At 66.5% G+C, this 18,641-nt stretch carries 16 protein-coding genes, 1 tRNA gene and 2 pseudogenes; 12 read left to right on the forward strand and 7 right to left on the reverse strand.

Features of this window, described 5'->3' with window-relative positions:
• Positions 1–16 precede the first annotated feature (16 nt).
• The 5 genes and pseudogenes from QE377_RS13960 to QE377_RS13980 form a co-directional block, all read left to right on the forward strand.
• Positions 17–1,405 (forward strand): annotated as a pseudogene (locus QE377_RS13960) (NAD(P)/FAD-dependent oxidoreductase); the annotation flags it as partial.
• 154 nt (positions 1,406–1,559) lie between these two features.
• Positions 1,560–1,632: transfer RNA gene (locus tag QE377_RS13965), tRNA-Leu, on the forward strand.
• A gap of 484 nt (positions 1,633–2,116) precedes the next feature.
• Positions 2,117–3,190 carry a hypothetical protein gene (locus QE377_RS13970; RefSeq protein WP_307324315.1) on the forward strand — a complete coding sequence of 358 codons (1,074 nt, stop codon included), beginning with the start codon at positions 2,117–2,119 and terminating at the stop codon, positions 3,188–3,190.
• A 145-nt stretch (positions 3,191–3,335) separates the two neighbouring features.
• A complete protein-coding gene (locus QE377_RS13975; RefSeq protein WP_307324318.1) occupies positions 3,336–3,656 on the forward strand; it encodes a nucleotide pyrophosphohydrolase in 321 nt (106 codons plus the stop codon).
• Positions 3,643–5,418 carry a DNA/RNA helicase domain-containing protein gene (locus QE377_RS13980; protein WP_307324322.1) on the forward strand — a complete coding sequence of 592 codons (1,776 nt, stop codon included), beginning with the start codon at positions 3,643–3,645 and terminating at the stop codon, positions 5,416–5,418. Before QE377_RS13975 ends, QE377_RS13980 begins: the two co-directional genes overlap by 14 nt.
• On the opposite strand, the gene QE377_RS13985 is transcribed toward QE377_RS13980, so the two are convergent.
• The 3 genes and pseudogenes from QE377_RS13985 to QE377_RS17380 form a co-directional block, all read right to left on the reverse strand.
• On the reverse strand, positions 5,392–7,038 hold the full coding sequence (locus QE377_RS13985) for an exonuclease domain-containing protein (RefSeq protein WP_307324326.1): 1,647 nt from the start codon (positions 7,036–7,038) through the stop codon (positions 5,392–5,394). The two genes, QE377_RS13980 and QE377_RS13985, sit on opposite strands and share 27 nt — an antisense overlap.
• Positions 7,039–7,188: 150 nt before the next feature.
• The gene (locus QE377_RS13990) at positions 7,189–8,013 is read right to left on the reverse strand and encodes a hypothetical protein (RefSeq protein WP_307324328.1); all 825 of its coding nucleotides are present in this window, start codon (positions 8,011–8,013) and stop codon (positions 7,189–7,191) included.
• A gap of 102 nt (positions 8,014–8,115) precedes the next feature.
• Positions 8,116–8,250 (reverse strand): annotated as a pseudogene (locus tag QE377_RS17380) (DUF4236 domain-containing protein); the annotation flags it as partial.
• Positions 8,251–8,405: 155 nt separating this feature from the next.
• Here QE377_RS17380 and QE377_RS13995 point away from each other — a divergent pair.
• On the forward strand, positions 8,406–9,581 hold the full coding sequence (locus QE377_RS13995) for a low temperature requirement protein A (RefSeq protein ID WP_307324329.1): 1,176 nt from the start codon (positions 8,406–8,408) through the stop codon (positions 9,579–9,581).
• Between the two features lie 97 nt (positions 9,582–9,678).
• Positions 9,679–10,248 (forward strand): LemA family protein, encoded by a 570-nt coding sequence (locus QE377_RS14000; protein ID WP_137417500.1) that lies wholly within the window; start codon positions 9,679–9,681, stop codon positions 10,246–10,248.
• Between the two features lie 3 nt (positions 10,249–10,251).
• Here QE377_RS14000 and QE377_RS14005 read toward each other — a convergent pair whose 3' ends face one another.
• Entirely contained in the window at positions 10,252–11,514 is a 1,263-nt protein-coding gene (locus QE377_RS14005) for a winged helix-turn-helix domain-containing protein (protein ID WP_307324333.1), read from the reverse strand.
• A gap of 42 nt (positions 11,515–11,556) precedes the next feature.
• Between QE377_RS14005 and QE377_RS14010 the strand changes: the two genes are divergently transcribed.
• Together QE377_RS14010 and ilvA are read left to right on the forward strand one after the other, a co-directional pair.
• On the forward strand, positions 11,557–12,747 hold the full coding sequence (locus QE377_RS14010; protein ID WP_307324335.1) for an AI-2E family transporter: 1,191 nt from the start codon (positions 11,557–11,559) through the stop codon (positions 12,745–12,747).
• Positions 12,744–13,970: a threonine ammonia-lyase gene (gene ilvA, locus QE377_RS14015; protein WP_307324337.1), complete on the forward strand. Its 1,227-nt coding sequence runs from the start codon at positions 12,744–12,746 to the stop codon at positions 13,968–13,970. The genes QE377_RS14010 and ilvA overlap by 4 nt, the downstream gene beginning before the upstream one ends.
• Positions 13,971–13,985: 15 nt before the next feature.
• Here the strand turns inward: ilvA and greA are convergent, their stop codons facing one another.
• Both greA and QE377_RS14025 read right to left on the reverse strand, forming a co-directional pair.
• Positions 13,986–14,477: a transcription elongation factor GreA gene (gene greA, locus QE377_RS14020; RefSeq protein ID WP_243227404.1), complete on the reverse strand. Its 492-nt coding sequence runs from the start codon at positions 14,475–14,477 to the stop codon at positions 13,986–13,988.
• Between the two features lie 96 nt (positions 14,478–14,573).
• On the reverse strand, positions 14,574–14,969 hold the full coding sequence (locus tag QE377_RS14025; protein ID WP_307324340.1) for a DUF4307 domain-containing protein: 396 nt from the start codon (positions 14,967–14,969) through the stop codon (positions 14,574–14,576).
• Between the two features lie 66 nt (positions 14,970–15,035).
• Here QE377_RS14025 and QE377_RS14030 point away from each other — a divergent pair, with 66 nt between their 5' ends.
• Positions 15,036–15,320: a hypothetical protein gene (locus tag QE377_RS14030; protein WP_307324342.1), complete on the forward strand. Its 285-nt coding sequence runs from the start codon at positions 15,036–15,038 to the stop codon at positions 15,318–15,320.
• A gap of 3 nt (positions 15,321–15,323) precedes the next feature.
• Here the strand turns inward: QE377_RS14030 and QE377_RS14035 are convergent, their stop codons facing one another.
• Complete coding sequence (locus tag QE377_RS14035) at positions 15,324–16,037, reverse strand: hemolysin III family protein (RefSeq protein ID WP_307324345.1); 714 nt, start codon at positions 16,035–16,037, stop codon at positions 15,324–15,326.
• 99 nt (positions 16,038–16,136) lie between these two features.
• On the opposite strand from QE377_RS14035, the gene QE377_RS14040 reads away from it, so the two are divergent.
• Both QE377_RS14040 and QE377_RS14045 read left to right on the forward strand, forming a co-directional pair.
• A complete protein-coding gene (locus QE377_RS14040; RefSeq protein ID WP_307324347.1) occupies positions 16,137–16,922 on the forward strand; it encodes an isoprenyl transferase in 786 nt (261 codons plus the stop codon).
• Between the two features lie 186 nt (positions 16,923–17,108).
• Complete coding sequence (locus QE377_RS14045) at positions 17,109–18,464, forward strand: PhoH family protein (RefSeq protein WP_307324349.1); 1,356 nt, start codon at positions 17,109–17,111, stop codon at positions 18,462–18,464.
• Positions 18,465–18,641: the final 177 nt, after the last annotated feature.

Here is an 18,641-nt window from a genome sequence, read left to right on the forward strand (position 1 = left end):
CACCGTGACCAGCACCGTGCCCAGGATCCTCATTGTCGGCGGCGGCTACGCCGGCTTCTACACCGCCTGGAAGCTTGAGAAGCATCTGCGCAAGGGTGAAGCCGAGGTCACCATGGTCGACCCGCTTCCCTACATGACGTACCAGCCGTTCCTGCCCGAGGTCGCCGCCGGCGAGATCGAGCCGCGGCACGCGGTGGTGGGTCACCGTCGTCACCTGAAGACCACGCGCGTCGTGGCCGCGAAGGTGACCGGCATCGACCACGCGAACAAGGTCGCCACGATCACGCCCGAGATGGGTGAGCCGTGGCAGGAGGAGTACGACCAGATCGTCGTGACCGCCGGTGCCGTCTCGCGCACGTTCCCGATCCCGGGCATCGCCGAGAACGCGATCGGTCTGAAGACGATCGAGGAGGCCGTCGCGATCCGCGACCGTCTGATCAAGAACTTCGAGCTGGCGTCGAACCTGCCCGCCGGCCCCGAGCGCGACCGTCTGCTGAGCGTCGTCGTCGTCGGCGGTGGCTTCGCGGGTATCGAGGTGTTCGCCGAGCTGCGCGCCCTGGCGTCGTCGCTCGTGAAGGACTACCCGACGCTGACGTTCGATGACACGCACTTCCACCTCATCGAGGCGATGGGGCGCATCATGCCCGAGGTGTCGCAGAAGACGAGCGAGTGGGTGCTGAAGAGCCTCGCCGAGCGCGGTGCGTTCGTGCACCTCGACACGCAGGTCAAGGGAGCCGTCGACGGTAACGTCGAGCTCTCGACCGGTGAGGTCATCCCCACCGACCTGATCGTGTGGACCGCCGGTGTCATGGCGAACCCCACCGTCGTGCGCGGGGGAGACCTGCCCGTCGAGGAGCGCGGCCGCATCCGTGCGCGCGCCGACCTCCGCGTGGGTACGCCGGAGGAGATCGTCGAGGGCGCCTGGGCCGCCGGTGACGTCGCTGCTGTTCCCGACCTGTCGGGTGGCGGCGTGGGCGGCTACTGCGTGCCGAACGCGCAGCACGCCGTGCGTCAGGCCAAGCTCATGGCCAAGAACATCACCGCCGTGATCCGTGGCGAGCTGCCCCGCGAGTACGTGCACAAGAACCTCGGCGCCGTCGCGGGCCTGGGTCTGTACAACGGTGTGTTCCAGTCCGGCAAGTTCGCGATGAAGGGCTTCTTCGCCTGGCTCGCGCACCGTGGCTACCACGGCCTGGCTATGCCGTCGTGGGAGCGCAAGTGGCGCGTGATCGGCGACTGGCTGCACAACTTCTTCCTGGGCCGTGACAACGTCACGCTCATCACGGTGCAGAAGCCGCGCGAGACGTTCGAGGCGTTCGCCGCGCGTCCGCGTCCCGCCGCTGCCGAGGCTCCGGCTGAGAAGCCGGCCAACCCCCCGATCGACCCCAAGAGCGTCGCGAAGGATGAGGGCGAGGGCCGCCGTGGCTCCCGCCGAGAAGGACAAGAAGGTCGCCGCCAAGGGCTGACCCTCTCTGGCTTGCATGGTGCCCCCGTCGCTTCGGTGACGGGGGCATCGTCATGCGCGGCCGACGCCCGGCGGCGCGCTAGCGTGGAGGCGGGCCCCCATAGCCCAATGGCAGAGGCAGGCGACTTAAAATCGCTTCAGTCTGGGTTCGAGTCCCAGTGGGGGCACGATAACTCTCGGCTTGAGCTATCTTTGCGCGCCTGGGGTGGAACACGCAGCTTCTCTTAAGGGGCTGCTCCATTGGAAGCGTGCATTAACACCGAATGGGGGGGCATGGGGCAGGGGTGGCTTGATGGATCAATAGCGATACATCTATGGGACTCCGTGTGGATAGGGTGCTTCGGGTCCGCGATTCTGTTCGGCTGCTACCGTGCGGTCGAATGGCGTTGGCCTGAGCGCTACATCGGTATGCACGAAACATTCGGGCTCTCCTCTACAGAGACCTGGCTTCGGTTTCTTGCTTACCGTGCACTGCCGACTTTTCTGGTTGCGGCGACCACGTTAGTCACCGTGTCCCGCGTCGGCGGGTCTGTGCTTGTTGCGGCTGTCGTTCTTTGGTTGCTGAGCATCGTGCTCACACACGGCCGTGTCATCCTCGAAGGGCTTCGTGCTCGTCTGGGTGAAGCCAACTACATCGGGTACCACCTTCAGATGACCGTTCTTCTGACGGTGGTCGTCCTGGCGGCGGTGCTAAGTCTCGAGTGGTGGCAAACTATAGTCCCGCCACCGGAGGAGTTTCTTTCCGCAATTTGGACTGGTCTGCTGCTCGCGGGTTTGGGAGGATTCGTGTTCTTCACACTGAAGCCCCGCTCGGAGACATCGCCATGGTACGGCGCCGCGTATTTCATTGAACGTGCGACGAAAGACGTCGGCGTGGGAGCGCTTGATTGGCTCTACTCAGAGTGCATCAGAACGGGGGCTGATCCGGTACTGCTGAAGTCGCTGTTGGTTGTCGAAGTCGTGCAGCGGCCGAGGTGGTTTCGCCGAATCGAACGACTCGGCGTGCGCCTTGGCCTGTCTAGAACCTCGGGCGCCATGCAGATGGCTTCCGACCAGCCCCTAAGTGATCGTGCGTCCATTACCCTAGCGGCCGAGGCGTACGCCGAAGTCTGGTCTCTCAGATATCAAGACAACGAGAACTACTCGAGATGGGCTCCGGATCTTGGGAGACTTTGGCCGGTGGCCACGCGACACAACGGAGAATCGGCTTTCGCCGATGCCGTATCCCAGGTCGCAGACTCGCTCGTGTACGGAGCGGCCGGGTGCCACTACACCGACAGCCCCGATGGTGGCTTGGTGCTGGAACTTCGTCGTTATCCCGAGAAGTTCGCGCTTCGTGGCGTATCTCGATCTTCAAAGCTCTTCGTATTGGAGCTAGGCAGCCCCGCTCAGCCTAGATGGCGCGTGGAGAATCTTGCCGGCACCGAGGACGGTCGGTGGCGGGCTTGGGAGGTGTCTATTTCATCGGGCGCCGAAAGGATCGCTGTGTGCGACCTGCCGTCTGGTCGAGGGACGCTCGTTACGCTCCGTGATGGATTGATTCAGGAGGGGCGTCCTCTCGACGTGAGGAGTTTATTCTCACGTGGCAGCCAGCCTGTCGAATCCACGCGAGATGATGCTTCCGATCCGTCAGATCTTGCAGCTCCGACCGTCGCTGGCCGCACCAGCCGACTACAGGCTCGGATCAGGCTGCGTTCTCCGCTCAATCGAGGGGCGCGGCGGTAGTATCGGTTTGATTTGTATGTGACGTTTCTCCAATGCTGAGCGACACCTCACGACTCCGGCATCTGTGCCGAGGGGCGCTGAGGGAGGCGACTCGATGCGCTGCGGGGCCTCAACGGTGACGCCACACGCTCGCTAGGCTGAGCGCGTGACGGATGAGGATGCCAAGGCTGCTCTGCGTGCCTTCGTCGAGGAGCGCGACTGGGGCCAGTTTCACTCGCCGGAGAATCTTGCCAAGTCGATCGTGATCGAAGCTGCTGAACTCCTCGAAGAGTTTCAATGGTCGCCGGAGTTCGACCCGCAGCGCGTCCGGATGGAACTCGCCGACGTTCTGACGTACTGCTACCAACTCGCGGATCGCTTGGGGGCGGATCCCGACGAGATCGTCCTCGAGAAGCTCGAGATCACTCGCGCGAAGTACCCCGTCGAGAGATCGCGTGGCAGAAGCGCCAAGTATGACCAGCTTTGAGATTGAAGAGCTTCCGTTCGACTCGCTTGCCCTCCGCGACTACCCGGACCCGAGCGGCAAGCTGAGCAACTGGCCCGCGGTGTACGCGATCAACGACAAGAACGACATCTACGTGGGGGAGACGGGCAACGCGCTGCTCCGGATGAGCCAGCACAAGCGGGATCCGAAGAAGCAGCACCTTGAGGTGGCGCGCATCCTGCTCGACGACTCGTTCCACCGATCGGCTTGCTACGACCTCGAATCGCTCTTGATTCAGTGGTTCTACTCCGACGGCGAGTACACGGTCATCAATGCGAACGATGGGCATCGCAACGCGGACTACGCGGGTCGCCCTTCGTTCCAGCTCCGTTTCCGCGAGATCTTCGAGGAACTCCGAGCGCGGGGCCTGTTCCGTCACTCGCTCCGAAACATCGAGAACAGCGACTTCTTCAAGCTGTCACCGTTCAAGGCGCTCGTGCCTGATCAAGAGCGCGCGATCGTCGACATCCTGCAGGCGCTCTTCGACGACATCGAGAACGGTCGGTCAACGACATCTGTCGTCGCTGGCGAACCCGGGACAGGAAAGACGGTAGTCGGGATCTCGCTCATCAAGACTCTGCGCGACATCCAGGCATCCCGCGGAGTCGACGACGCGGAACAGGGCGGCCCGATCTCCGATTTCTTCGCGCAGGGGTACCCCGAGCTCTTCGCCGATCTCAGAGTCGGCATGGTGGTACCGCAGCAATCGCTTCGAGCCTCCATCGCAAGGGTCTTCGGTCGAGCGCCGGGCCTGAAACCCGAGATGGTTCTGACAGCGTGGGATGTCGGCAACGCCACGCAGCCCTTCGACGTGCTGGTCGTGGACGAAGCCCATCGCCTCAATCAACGCGCCAGCCAATCGTCCGGGGTACTCAACAAGTCGTTCGCCGACATCAACACCCGACTCTTCGGTGAGGACTCCCTCGAGTACACACAGCTCGACTGGATCCGCGCGCAGAGCAAGCACACCATCTTGCTCATGGACGCGGCTCAGAGTGTGCGTCCGGCGGATCTTCCGCCTGAAGTCGTGGGCGAGGTGATCGGCGAAGCGAAGGTGAGCCACCACTTCTTCCCGCTCAAGACGCAAATGCGCGTCAAAGCGGGGACGGACTACGTCCGGTACATCCGCGACGTTCTCGGCGACGGTGCACCGGAGCACCCCGATCTGGGTGACTACGAGTTCATGCTGTTCGATGACATCGGAGCGATGGAGCAGCTTATTCGTGAGCGCGATCGCGAGCATGGCTTAGCTCGGCTCGCCGCGGGGTACGCGTGGTCATGGGAATCAGATCCCAAGAAGAAGGGGATGAAGCAGATCCCACTCCGCAAGCGTCCCTTCGACATCAGCCTCGACGGTCACAAGTGGCGGTGGAACTCCGCTGAGAAGGACTGGATCACCTCGCCGGACGCGCTCAACGAAGTGGGCTCGATCCATACGGTGCAGGGCTACGACCTGAACTACGCCGGAGTCATCATCGGACGCGACCTGCGCTTCGATACTCAGACTGGCCGGATCTACTTCGACCGGTCCGAGTACCGCGACAAGAAGGGTATCCAGAACAACCGCAAGCGCGGGATCGTCTACACCGACGCGGAGATCGAGCGGTACGTCAAGAACATCTACGCCGTGCTACTCACGCGCGGCATCCGCGGCACTTACGTGTATGTGTGCGATGAGCCCCTGCGGGAGCATCTCCGCACTTTTATCCCTTCGGCGTCAGTGCTCCTGAACAGCGGAAGCTGAAGCGTAAGCGCTCCAGACCTCAGCTGAAATACGTCCGCGCACACCCACCGTGTGCCCGTTGGCGAGCGCCCACGCGCGAACCACGCTGGGTGACGCTGTGGCTGTCTCTTGCGCACCAGTCGTGGTGACCATGAGGGGTGCGCTGTCTTCCACCGTCGCAGCGGCGTGGCCATTCACTAGGTCAGTGCGCGACGAAGGTGCTACCGCAGGCGCCGGCTGTGGCGGGAGAGCGGCGGGTTGGAGGTACTTGAGGAGAAGCTCGAACGTATCGGGGTGAACGATACGCGTGCCGACCTCCCTGGCCTTCGCGAGCTTCGTGCCATCCATGGTCCCGTCCGTAACGAGCATCGCGGTCAACCGAGACACGTTGCCCATGACGCGCACCCCAAGATCGGACGCGCGCCGCTCTAGGCGCTCGCGCTGGCGGTCATCACAACCGGTGAACGCGACCTTGTCGCCGACGCGGAGGGGCTCGCCGTTGCTCCAATCTGAGGGGAGCGGCCGAAGACCTGCGCTCATCCGTGAGGCTCGTGCTGCTTCGGCGTGCGCGATCAACTCGACGACCGCGCTGCGTGGCACGTCCAGCACATCGCAGAGAGTGTGCAACTCTTCGCGTTCGTCTCGAGACACGACGCCATCGTCGACGGCCTGGTGCGCGACAGCGAGAACTAACGCGCGATGGGCAGCGTGGAGGTCGGTGTCGTCGAGTTCGTAGAAGCGGATCAACTCGCCGAGGTCAGCGGCCTCTTGATCGTCAATCGCGCCGTCTTCGAGAGCTTCGAGAAGCATCTCGAGGTACGCGAGCGTGCCGTCCGGCGCGCCCTCCTCAACCGCCTCGAGCAAGCTGACATCGGTGAGCTGCCGGAGCAGCGGCGGCTGCTTCGGGCGAGGCGGTGTCAGTCGCCGCGAGCCGCTCCGCGTTCGTGCAGACGCGGCCGCGGACCACGTCTCAGGTGCGCGCGACGGCCCGGCTGGCCAGCTGAACGCTTGAGCCTCGTCGCGAAGCGCGCTCAGCGCCTGGTGCTGGCGTCGCCCGGCGAGGTTCAGATAGAACCCGAGGAGCTGTGCCGTGGCACGCGCGTCTCCGAGAGCTGAGTGCACGTTCTCGAGCTGAACTCCTGCTGCCCAGCAGCAATCCGCCAACCGGCGGCGATCCAGGTGCGGCAGATACTCGCGGCTGCCGTCGAGAGTGCAGAAAGAAGGAAGCCGAGGCACGTCCCACCCTGCGCGCTGGAACTCCGCTCCCAGGAAGCCAAGGTCGAATGCAGCGTTGTGCGCCGCGATCGGCATACCCGCGATGTATGAGGTCAAATGGGCCGCGATATCGCGGAAGAGCGGAGCTGTTGCCACGTCAGCCTCGGTGATGCCATGGATGTGAGTGGCGCCCACAGGCCCCTCCGGGTTGAGCCGAGTCGACCACTCGTCCAGGACCTGTCCGGCGCCATCGATCCGCACGACCGCGATCTCGACGATTCGACTCTGGTTCGGCGATAGGCCCGTTGTTTCCACATCGAGAATCGCGAAGTGAGGAGCGACCGTCACCGCCGGCGGTGACGGCGGGATGGGCGCCGTGAGCACCGATGGTGCTGGCGTGCGCCTGCGGAAGAGTCGGTCGAACATCCCCATGTGCCTTGATCCATTCACTCGTGCGTCTTCCGCCCCAAACGGAATCCCGGAATGAATCCAGGTGCATACACATCCTGCCGGACATCAGGACGCGATGAGACGCACTCCATGCTGTCGATGCGCGCGGAGCCGTGCCCGACGTCGTTAGGCGAGCTCAGCGAGAGGCGCGGAATCCAGTGTCGCTGTGACTGCCGGCGCAGCATCTGACCGCGAACATTGCAAGCGCCAGTCGACGCCGTGGACGCTCGTGACCCGCAACTCGCTGTAAAGAGCGATGGGGAGCTTTCTGTTGTTCGAGAATCGCCGATCCGGGCCGCCGTTCTTGTTCACGTAGCGCCACGTTTCCCCCACAACGAGCGAGTCGCGGGGCACGGCTTCGTCTTCGATGAATCGGGTCTGAACTCCCATCAACTGCGCCTGCCGATAGGAGATGTCGGTGTACCGCTTGCCGTCGCGCAGGAGAATGCGATCAGGCAGGAAGTAGATGCCGTCTTTGCCTGCGGTGAAGCCCGGCACGGCGATGTTTGATGCAAGGTGCGGCGGACCGTTGAGTCCAGCAATAGCTGGGATGCGTCGTATGAGTGCACTTGCGCCAGCGTTTCTCTTGTGCTGATTCAACGTGGTTACAGCGCCCGACGACACAGTGCGCCACAACCTCTGAGAGCCGGTGAACCAGGACCATCGATCGACGATGCTGTTGTACCAGGCGGCGGAGAGGTCGTTCAGGTCGTAGAACAACACAACCTTGCGCTTGGCCGCGTCACGGAGGAACAACCAGATACAAAGAGGCGCGGCTACCAGCCAGACGATCAGACCCCACGGAAGCGTTGCTGCACCCAGAATGAGGGCCACGATCAAGGTGAGCAAACCCCAGCGGAACGCACTGCCCGCTGCGTTGAGTTGCTCGACAACATCGTCGCGACCCGACGGAATGATCTCCGACACAGTTGCACCGGTGACGTCCTCCATCACCACGTCGTTCGAGGGTGGTGCGAGGGGATAGGTCGGTGTCACGTGCACAGACGACGATCTTGGGGTCGACCCGTAGAAAACGCCGTGCTGGCCGGTGCGTATGTAGTTCCCACGTGGTCCCGTTCCCACTCGGAATCCAGGAACTCCGACTGAAACGCCCACCCCGCTCCGACTCATGTTGAATCGGAACGGTCCGGCTTTGACGCTCGTGCGCACGTAGAAGCCCACGCTCACCCCCAGTTTTGTGTATGCGTCCCCACGCTTTCTGCTGACACTACTGGTACACGCGATCGCTGTACCGGCTCACTGATCGTGGAATCCGATCAGGCAGTGGGCGAGCAGGTACGCCCGAGATCCACCGAACCTGGCACATCAGCCACAATCGACTCATGATCGCAACCACCCGCGCGGGCCTGCGCCGGATGCGGGCGCTCGATCCGCGCTCGCCCCACCGGGTGGCGAGCCCGCTCGAGCTGCTGTTCGACCTCGTCTTCGTGGTGGCGGTGTCACAGGCGTCCAGCACGCTGCACCACCTGATCAGTGAGGGGGAGGCGGCCCACGGGATCCTCTCGTACGCGATGGTGTTCTTCGCCGTGTGGTGGGCGTGGATGAACTTCACGTGGTTCGCCTCCGCGTTTGATACCGACGACTGGCTCTATCGCGTCATGACCATCGCCCAAATGGGCGGCGTGCTCGTGCTCGCCGCGGGCGTGCAGCAGGCGATGCTCCACGACGACTTCCTCATCGTCACCATCGGCTACGTCATCATGCGCCTGTCGATGGTCGCGCAATGGCTGCGCGCCGCGATCTCGGATGCGGCATCCCGACCCACGGCGCTCCGCTTCGCCATCGGGGTCGCCGGCGTCCAGGTGCTCTGGGTGGCCCGCCTCGCCCTGCCCGAAGGTGCGCCCCAGCTCATCGGCTTCTTCGCCCTCATGCTTGTCGAGATCGCTGTGCCGGTGTGGGCAGAGCGCCACGGACGCACGCAGTGGCACCCGCACCACATCGCCGAACGCTACGGGCTGTTCACCCTCATCCTCCTCGGCGAGAGCCTGCTCGCGAGCGCCAACGCGATGATCGACGCGCTCAGCACGGGGGAGCACACCGCCCAACTCATCGGCCTTGCCGCGGCCGGCGTCGTCATCACCGCATCCATCTGGTGGATCTACTTCGCTCGCGAACAGGCCGCCCGCCTGCGCAGCACCTCCGACGGCTTCGTCTTCGGCTACCTGCACTACTTCCTCTTCGCCGCCGTCGGCGCGGTCTCCTCCGGCGTCGAGGTCGAGATCGACCATGTCGCCGGTGCCACCGAGATCTCAGGCTCCGCCGCAGGGCTCGCCCTCACGCTGCCGCTCGCGCTCTTCCTCCTCGCCACCTGGGCCATGCTGCTGCGGGGGACCGTTCGGCGCACCATCTGGTGGGTGATCCTCCTCGGCATCGCCCTCGTCGCCGCGTCCGGACTCCTCCCGGTCGGCGAGTTCATCGCCGCCGCGGCCGTCATGATCGGCGTCGTCGTCCTCCTCGAGGTCGACGCTTCCCGAAAGCCCGCCGCCCAGCCGAGCTGATGCCGGGGGTGGGCATGGGCTGAGAGTCCGAGGCCCGCCCGTCATCAGCGCGGGCCGCGGCAGTAGGATTGCCCGGAGAGAACGGAGCGCTCGTCATATGTGGGAATGGCTGATCCCTGTCGCGGTCGTCGTACTGATCGTCCTGGTCGTCGGAATCTATCTGTGGGCGACGTACAACTCGCTCGTCCAACTCAACGTCCGCGTCGACGAAGCGTGGAGCGACATCACGGTGCAGCTCAAGCGCCGCGCCGACCTGCTCCCGAGCCTCATCGAGACCGTCAAGGGATACGCCGCCCACGAGAAGGCGGTCTTCGAGAACGTCACCCAGGCGCGCGCCGAGACCATCAACGCGCAGGGCCCCGCCGAAGCGGGCATCGCCGAAGGCCACCTGCAGCAGGCGCTCAAGTCGCTGTTCGCCGTCGCCGAGGCCTACCCGCAGCTCCAGGCCAGCCAGAACTTCCTGCACCTGCAGCAGTCGATCGTCGACACCGAAGACAAGATCCAGGCCTCGCGCCGGTTCTACAACGGGGGAGTCCGCGAGCTGAACACCAAGATCAAGGTGTTCCCCAACAACCTCTTCGCGCGCAACCTCGGCTTCCACGAGCGCGAGTTCTTCGAGGTCGTCGACGGCGCCGCCATCGCCGAACCGCCCCGCATCCAGTTCTGAGCCTCAGCCCGGTTCGTCGCCCTCCAGGGCGACAGGCTCGGGCCGAGACTCGTGACGCTCGGCGCCCAGCGCCGCCGCGATCTCGTCCGTCGCATCGCCCCACCGCGACACGCTGATCGTTTCCAGCTGCTGCCACGTCGCCGCATCCCGCAACAGCCCCGCGATACGCTCCACATCGGTCGGCAGCCGCGAGGGCTCCCACCACGCCGACTGCACCCGTAGGACGGATGCGGCACGATCCGCCTTCAGGTCGATCCGCGCCGCCACGCGGTCGCCGATCACCACCGGCAGCGAGTAGTAGCCGAACCGCCGCTGCGGCGCGGGAGTGTAGATCTCGATCCGGTACGAGAAGTCGAACAGTCGTTCCGCTCGATCGCGGAACCACACGACAGGATCGAATGGTGTGAGCAGGGCCGCCGCATCCATCGTGCGGGGGAGCGTCGCGTCGCGGTGCACCCACGCCGGCGCCGGGCGCCCCGCCCGCGTCCATCCCTCGACCTGCACCGGCTGCAGCTCACCCTCATCCACCAGCTCGGCGATCGCCTGCAGCGTCGCGCGCTGATCGCCCAGCCGCCAGTAGTCGTCGAGGTCACGCGCCGTCGCGACGCCGTACGCCCGCGCCGCACGACGCACCAGCTCGCGCACGGCGTCGTCTTTCGGCGCCTCGACCCCGGCGACGGCTGCGGGCAGCACCTGCTCGGCCAGCCCGTACACGCGCTCGAACCCGCGGCGCCCCGCGATCGCCACCTCGCCGGTGAACCACAGCAGCTCGAGCGCGCTCTTCACGACGCTCCAGTCCCACCACGGACCCCGGGGCGCCCGCGACGCGTCGTCTTCGATCTGCGCGGGCCGCAGCGGACCCCGCGAAGCCAGCTCGCCGCGCACCCAGTCGAGCGTCGCGGCGTCGATGCCGCGCCAGCCCTTGGCCTCGTGCCGTGCGCGGTAGTGCTGCATCCGGAACGCGAACAGCGGCCAGTCCGCCGCGTCGATGAAGGATGCCTGGTGAGCCCAGTACTCCACGAACGGCGCACGGCTCCGGAACAGCAGCCGGTCGAGCTTCGCGGGGTCGTAGGGGCCGAGCCGTGAGAACAGCGGCATGTAGTGCGACCGGGCGAACACGTTGACCGAGTCGATCTGCAGCACCGACATCCGGCGGATCTCGCGCCGCAGGTGCACCCCCGTCACTTCCGCGGGCCGCGGCGCCCCCAGGCCCTGCGCGCGCAGGGCGATACGTCGGGCTTCGGACCGGCTCAATCTGGCACGCACCGCGTCAGCGTAGCGTCAGCCTCCGACAACTAGACTGGCGAGATGACCGAGCCCGACGAGAAGCCTCGCGGATCGTTCTTCGACGCCCTGCGTCAGCGCACCGTCAGCTCCGACACCACGCACAGCGTGCCGCGCGGCGTCCGCATCGCCGCCGCCTACTCGTGGCGCTTCCTGCTGATCGCGGCGGCCGTCGGCGTGGCGATCTGGATCATCATCCAGCTGAAGCTGCTGGTCATCCCGCTCCTCATCGCCATCCTCATCGCCGCCCTGGTGTGGCCGGCGTTCACCTGGATGCTGCGTCACCGCTGGCCGCGGTGGCTCGCCATCGTCGCCTCTGTGCTCGGCACCATCGCCATCGTCTCGGGCCTGTTCTGGCTCGCGATCTGGCAGATCACCCGCGAGTGGGGCTCGGTCCGCGACCGCACCGTCGGCGCGATCGAAGATCTCCGTACCTACCTCATCGACGGCCCGCTGCACCTCACCGCCGACCAGATCGACGGGATGCTGCGCCAGGGTCTCGGCATGCTCGAACAGCAGGCGTCGCTTCTGTGGTCGGGTGCGCTCGCGATCGGCTCGACCGTCGGCCACGTCGCCACGGGTCTCCTGCTGACGGTCTTCATCCTGCTCTGCGTGCTCGCCGACGGCGGCGGCATCTGGAAGTGGGTCATCCGGCTCTTCCCGAAGGCCGCCCGTCCCGCGGTCGACGGCGCCGGCAAGTCCGGCTGGCTGACGGTCGTCACCTACGCCCGCACCCAGCTGCTCGTCGCAACGATCGACGCGATCGGCATCGGCCTCGGCGCCTTCCTGCTGGGCGTACCCCTCACGATCCCGGTCGGCGTGCTCGTGTTCCTCGGTGCGTTCATCCCGTTCGTCGGAGCCGTCGTCACCGGCGCCCTCGCGGTCTTCCTCGCCCTCGTCTACAACGGGCCCTGGATCGCGCTGTGGATGCTGGTGGTCGTGCTCGGCGTGCAGCAGATCGAAGGCCACATCCTGCAGCCCATCCTCATGGGCACCGCCGTCAAGGTGCACCCGCTCGCCGTCGTGCTGGTCGTCGCCGGCGGCGCCATGATCGCCGGCATCCCGGGCGCCCTGTTCGCCGTGCCGCTGGCCGCCTTCGTCAACGTCTTCGTCCTCTACCTCTCCCGCCGCGCGTGGGAGACCGGTAGGCCACCCGAACCGGGCGAACTCATCTGGAGCACTGTGCCCCGCGAACGAAGGAGAACCACGCGGTGAGTCTTCCCACACTGGCCGACTTCGAGGATGCGGCCCGCACCCTCACCGGCCTGATCACCCGCACGCCCATGGACGAGTCGCAGGTGCTCAGCGAGATCGTGGGCGCCCCGGTGATCCTGAAGATGGAGAACCTCCAGCGCACCGGCTCGTTCAAGATCCGCGGCGCGATCTACCGACTCTCCCGCCTCACCGCCGAGGAGCGCGCCCGCGGTGTCGTCGCCGCATCCGCCGGCAACCACGCGCAGGGCGTCGCCCTCGCGGCGCAGCGTCTCGGCATCCCCGCGACGATCTTCATGCCGCTCGGCGTGCCCGTGCCGAAGCTGCTGGCCACCCGCGGCTACGGCGCGGAGGTCATCCTCGAGGGCGACACCGTCGAGACGCCGCTGCGCCTCGCCGCGGAGTTCGCCGAGCGCACCGGCGCCGTGCTCATCCACCCCTTCGACCACCGCGACATCGTCATCGGGCAGGGCACCCTCGGCCTCGAGGTCTACGACGACCTGCCCACCGTCGACACCGTCGTGCTCGGCATCGGGGGAGGCGGTCTCACCGCCGGCGTCGCCGCCGCCATCAAGGCGCGCGCCGCCGCGGAGGGGCGCACCGTGCGCATCATCGGCGTGCAAGCGGCCAACTCCGCCGCGTACCCCGCATCCCTCGCCGCGGGTGTTCCGCTCGAAGTCGCCACGACGCCGACGATCGCCGACGGCATCGCGGTCGCCCGCCCCGGCGACGTGCCGTTCGAGATCATCCGCGAGCTCGTCGACGAGGTCGTCACGGTCAACGAGAACGACATCGCCCGCGCGATCCTCATGCTGCTGGAGCGCGCGAAGCTCGTCGTCGAGCCCGCCGGCGCCGTGGGCGTCGCCGCCCTCATGACCGGCAAGATCACCGCCTCCGGGCCGCTCGTCACGGTGCTCTCCGGCGGGAACATCGACCCGCTGCTGCTGCAGCGCGTGATCTCGAACGGACTGAGCGCCGCAGGCCGCTACATGACGATGCGCATCCCGCTGCCCGATCGTCCCGGCCAGCTGGTGCAGGTCTCGGAGGTCATCGCGCGCGTCGGCGCGAACGTCACCGAGGTGCTGCACACCCGCCATGGGCAGGGGCTGCAGATCAGCGAGGTCATCCTGCAGGTGAGCGTCGAGACGCGGGGCATGGAGCACCGCGCCGAGGTGATCGCAGCGCTCGAGGCTGCGGGGTTCGCGCCGGTCGTCGTCGCCGACTGACCGGCGCGTCCGCGCTCACTGACCCGTGTAGGTCTCGACCTTCACGACCTCGACCGCGATCTCGCGGCCGTTGGGGGCGGTGTACGAGGTCTTCTCGCCCTCGCTCAGGCCCAGGATGGCGGCGCCCAGCGGCGACGCCTCGCTGTAGACATCGAGCTCACTGCCCGCCGCGATCTCGCGGTTGCCGAGCAGGAACACCTCTTCACCGCCGGCGACGATCGCGGTCACCACGGTGCCGGACTCGACCACACCGGTCGACTCGGGAGCCTCGCCGACCTTGGCGTTCTTCAGCATCGCCTGCAGCGTGCGGATGCGCGCCTCCTGCTTGCCCTGCTCGTCCTTCGCGGCGTGGTAGCCGCCGTTCTCCTTGAGATCGCCCTCTTCGCGGGCTGCCTCGATCCGCTTCGCGATCTCCTCGCGGCCGGTCGTGGACAGGTGCTCGAGCTCGGCGACCAGCCGGTCGTAGGCGTCCTGAGTGAGGAAGCTCACCGTTGCGTCAGAAGACACGGTCTCTCCTTCGTCGTGAGTCGCGGCGCAAGGCGCCGCAACTAAGCCAAGACGCCCCGGCGGTTGCCAGGGCGTCGTCGATCAGTTGCCGTTAGCCTACGGCACCCAGCATGTGTTGACCAATCCCGTGGTCGCCGCAGCGGTGATCGGAATCTGCTCCACGAACGCCCGCGTGTGCTCGGGGGAGGGCGGGTATTCGACGACCCTCCAGCCCACCACGCCGTGCTCCTCGTCCTGCGCCTCGAGCACGCACGCGACCGCCGTGTTCGGCGGCACCGTGACCTGGAACGAGACGCTCGTGGTGTGCTCGTCGACCAGCTGGTAGCCCGTCGTGACCGCATCCACCGACGACGAGCTTGCCGAAAAGGCGTACCAGCCGGCGATGATCACGGCCGCCGCGATACCGATGGATGCGAACACGGCCCAGAACCGCCCGGAACGGGCACCGCGGGTGCGGCCGTAACGCTCGTCGAGCAGCTGTTGCGTCGTCATGGACCCTCTGATCGGGAATTAGGCTTGAGTCCAGGCTAAGCGCTCGCGCGCGGAACGGAGACATCCATGCATCTGGCCGTGTGGCTCGCCGAGGTGACCCCGACCCCGACGCCGACCGATGTCGACCCGCTGCTCGTGACCCCCGGTCCCTGGGGCTTCGCTGCCATCGCGCTCGTGGGCGTTGCGGTGATCGTTCTGGTCTGGGACATGCTGCGCCGCATCCGTCGCGGGCGCTACCGGTCCGAGATTCGCGAGCAGCTGGATGCGGAGGAGCTGGCGGCCAAGCAGGGCGATGCCGCTCAGCGCGACTCGGAGACCGACGACGAGGACATCGATCCCGCGCAGCGCTGAGCCTCAGCCGTTGTAGGCGGGGGCGAGGCAGATGAGCAGACACGCCGCCCAGTGGCAGAGGAACGCGAGCACGGTGCACACGTGGAAGATCTCGTGGAAGCCGAAGGTGCCGGGCCACGGGTTGGGACGCTTGATCGCGTAGACTACGGCGCCGCCCGTGTAGAGCAGCCCGCCGACGATGACGAGCACCATCATGGCGACGTTCGCGTTGAGCAGGTCGACGATGTACATGACCGCCGCCCAGCCGAGCAGGATGTACAGCGCGACGTACAGCCAGCGCGGCGCGTGGATCCAGAACACCCGGAAGAGGATGCCGAGGATCGCTCCGCCCCAGACGAGGCTCAACAGCAGCACGGACTTCTCGGGCGGAAGCGCCAGCACCGCGAGCGGCGTGTAGGTGCCCGCGATCAGCAGCAGGATGTTGGCGTGGTCGATCCGCTTCAGGACCACCTTCGTGCGCGGCTTCCAGTCGAAGCGGTGATACAGCGCGGAATTGCCGAACAGCAGCAGCGAGGTGGTCATGAACACGGCCGCCGACCACTTGGCCGCGGGGCCGTGCGCGAGCACGATAAGGACGATGCCGGCGGCGATCGCGACCGGGAAGGTGCCCGCGTGGATCCAGCCGCGCCAGGTGGGGCGGATTTCCGTGTTGGCATCCTTCTCAGCGGCGTCGATCAGCGGCAGCGAGGGCACGTCGGGAACGCCGGAGGGGGTCATGTGCCCAGGGTAAGCCGCGGGGTATGCCGCACGCCGCACATAGCCTCAGCGTTCGCCGAATGCGCGTGTCTCCTGTCGTGCTGGCGGTAGCGTAGGGGAGTGACCAGCGGTCGGGAGAGTGAGGGGCGGGGCCCCCTCTACCGTCTCTACAGCAATCGTCTGCGTCGGCAGATCCCACCCGCATCCGTTCCGCGACACGTCGCGATGATGATCGACGGCAACCGGCGCTGGGCGCGTCAGCTGGGCTACGACTCCGCGGCGCACGGGCACCGGGCGGGAGCGGCGAAGATGCGCGAGTTCCTGCGCTGGTGCGACGAGCTCGGCGTCAAGGTCGTCTCGCTCTACCTGCTCTCGATCGACAACCTCACCAAGCGGGACTCGAAGGAGCTGGCCGATCTCATCGAGATCATCGCCGAGCTCGCCGACGAGCTCTCGCACGAGCGCGACTGGCGGGTGCAGCATGTGGGCCGTGCGGCCCCGCTGCCCCAGGAACTCGCCCGCGTGCTGGCAGACGTGCAGCAGCGCACGGCAGGCAACACCGGCATGCACGTCAATCTCGCGGTCGGCTATGGCGGCCGCGGCGAGATCGTGGATGCGGTGCGCAGCATCATCACGAAGTACGACCACGCCGGCGGCTCGCTGGAAGATCTCGCCGAGAGCCTCACGCCCGAGCAGATCGGCGAGCACCTCTACACCGGCGGTCAGCCCGATCCCGACCTCGTCATCCGCACCTCGGGTGAGCAGCGGCTCAGCGACTTCCTGCTCTGGCAGTCGGCGCACAGCGAGTTCTACTTCGTCGAGGCGCTGGGGCCCGACCTGCGCGAGGTCGATCTGCTCCGCGCCATCCGCGACTACGCGCGCCGCGACCGCCGCTTCGGCAAGTGAGCGTCGCGGGCTCGTTCACGAACTCTTAACGCGACACGCGCCGATTTCGACCCCACGGATCCCGCGGAGGTCGTACGGTCATCACAACGGGCACGGCGCCCGTTCGAGTCGGCCCCAGGAAGCGACTCGCTACCCACCGGTCGACTCGAGAGACCCCGGGCCACGGGCCCGGAAGGGGAGTGGGTTGTGACCACACGAGCACCACACCAGCAGCAGCGGACGACCGTCCAGCAGAGCGCAGATCAGGAAACTGACCTGCGCTCTTATGTTTTGGACACCTCGGTGCTGCTGAGCGATCCCCGAGCGTACTTCCGCTTCGCGGAGCACTCGGTCGTGATCCCCGTCGTCGTCATCACCGAACTGGAGGCCAAAAGACATGATCCGGAGCTGGGTTACTTCGCGCGCCAGGCGCTGCGGCACCTCGACGAGCTTCGCGTCGAGCACGGTCGCCTCGACTTCCCCGTCCCCGTCGGCGCCGGCGGATCGCTCCGCGTCGAGCTGACGAACACCGACCCGTCGGTCCTGCCGAGCGGGATGCGGCTCGGTGACAACGACACCCGCATCCTCGCCGTGGCCATGCACCTCCAGCAGGAGGGTCACGATGTGACGGTGGTCTCCAAGGACCTCCCGATGCGCGTCAAGGCCGCCTCCCTCGGCATCCTCGCGGAGGAGTACCTCGCCGAGCAGGCCGCGGACTCGGGCTGGACCGGCATCGCCGACATCAGCGTCTCGGGCGACGAGATGAGCGACCTGTACGAGAGCGACGTCGCCGTCAGCGACGATGTACGGGGGCTTCCCGTCAACACGGGCCTCATCGTGCACTCCGAGCGCGGCTCCGCCCTCGGCCGGGTCACCGGCGACGGCGAGTTCCGGCTCGTGCGCGGCGACCGCGACGTGTTCGGTCTGCACGGCCGCTCCGCGGAACAGCGGATCGCGATCGACCTGCTGTCGGACCCGGATGTGGGCATCGTCTCGCTCGGCGGGCGCGCCGGCACCGGCAAGTCCGCGCTCGCCCTGTGCGCGGCGCTGGAGGCGGTGCTGGAGCGTCAGCAGCAGCGGAAGATCATCGTGTTCCGCCCCCTGTTCGCGGTCGGCGGCCAGGAGCTCGGCTACCTGCCCGGCGACGCGCAGGAGAAGATGAGCCCCTGGGGTCAGGCCGTCTTCGACACGCTCGGCTCGGTCGTGAGCTCGAACGTGCTCGAAGAGGTCGTGGCGCGCGGGATCCTCGAGGTGCTGCCGCTGACCCACATCCGGGGTCGCTCGCTGCACGACGCGTTCGTGATCGTGGACGAGGCGCAGTCGCTCGAACGCAACGTGCTGCTGACGGTGCTGAGCCGCATCGGTCAGAACTCCCGCGTCGTGCTCACCCACGACGTCGCCCAGCGCGACAACCTGCGGGTGGGACGCCACGACGGCATCGCCTCGGTCATCGAGACGCTCAAGGGGCACGGGCTGTTCGGGCACGTCACCCTGACGCGCTCGGAGCGCTCCGCGATCGCGGCCCTGGTCACCGACCTGCTGGAGGCAGGGGAGCTCTCATGAGGTCGTATGAGAGCTTTCTCACCCGATCCTCCTTGTGCTCTCACGGCAGCCGCGGATGATGGAGAACACGGATGACGCGACACTGTCATTCACCGCTGGAATGAGTTCCCCCAGACTCTGACGGCGAAGAAAAACTGGAGAAGCAATCCGTCGCCGATTCCCCCCGGTGAGGTGACG

This window comes from Microbacterium sp. SORGH_AS_0862, from assembly GCF_030818795.1.
Classification (GTDB): Bacteria; Actinomycetota; Actinomycetes; order Actinomycetales; family Microbacteriaceae; genus Microbacterium.

Bases quoted from the DNA above. Each gene is read 5' to 3' on its own strand.
- QE377_RS13970 (WP_307324315.1), top strand. From the start codon at position 2,117: ATGACCGTTCTTCTGACGGTGGTCGTCCTGGCGGCGGTGCTAAGTCTC.
- QE377_RS13980 (WP_307324322.1), top strand. From the start codon at position 3,643: ATGACCAGCTTTGAGATTGAAGAGCTTCCGTTCGACTCGCTTGCCCTC.
- QE377_RS13985 (WP_307324326.1), bottom strand. From the start codon at position 7,038: ATGTTCGACCGACTCTTCCGCAGGCGCACGCCAGCACCATCGGTGCTC.
- QE377_RS13990 (WP_307324328.1), bottom strand. From the start codon at position 8,013: ATGGAGGACGTCACCGGTGCAACTGTGTCGGAGATCATTCCGTCGGGT.
- QE377_RS13995 (WP_307324329.1), top strand. From the start codon at position 8,406: ATGATCGCAACCACCCGCGCGGGCCTGCGCCGGATGCGGGCGCTCGAT.
- QE377_RS14000 (WP_137417500.1), top strand. From the start codon at position 9,679: ATGTGGGAATGGCTGATCCCTGTCGCGGTCGTCGTACTGATCGTCCTG.
- QE377_RS14010 (WP_307324335.1), top strand. From the start codon at position 11,557: ATGACCGAGCCCGACGAGAAGCCTCGCGGATCGTTCTTCGACGCCCTG.
- QE377_RS14025 (WP_307324340.1), bottom strand. From the start codon at position 14,969: ATGACGACGCAACAGCTGCTCGACGAGCGTTACGGCCGCACCCGCGGT.
- QE377_RS14030 (WP_307324342.1), top strand. From the start codon at position 15,036: ATGCATCTGGCCGTGTGGCTCGCCGAGGTGACCCCGACCCCGACGCCG.
- QE377_RS14035 (WP_307324345.1), bottom strand. From the start codon at position 16,037: ATGACCCCCTCCGGCGTTCCCGACGTGCCCTCGCTGCCGCTGATCGAC.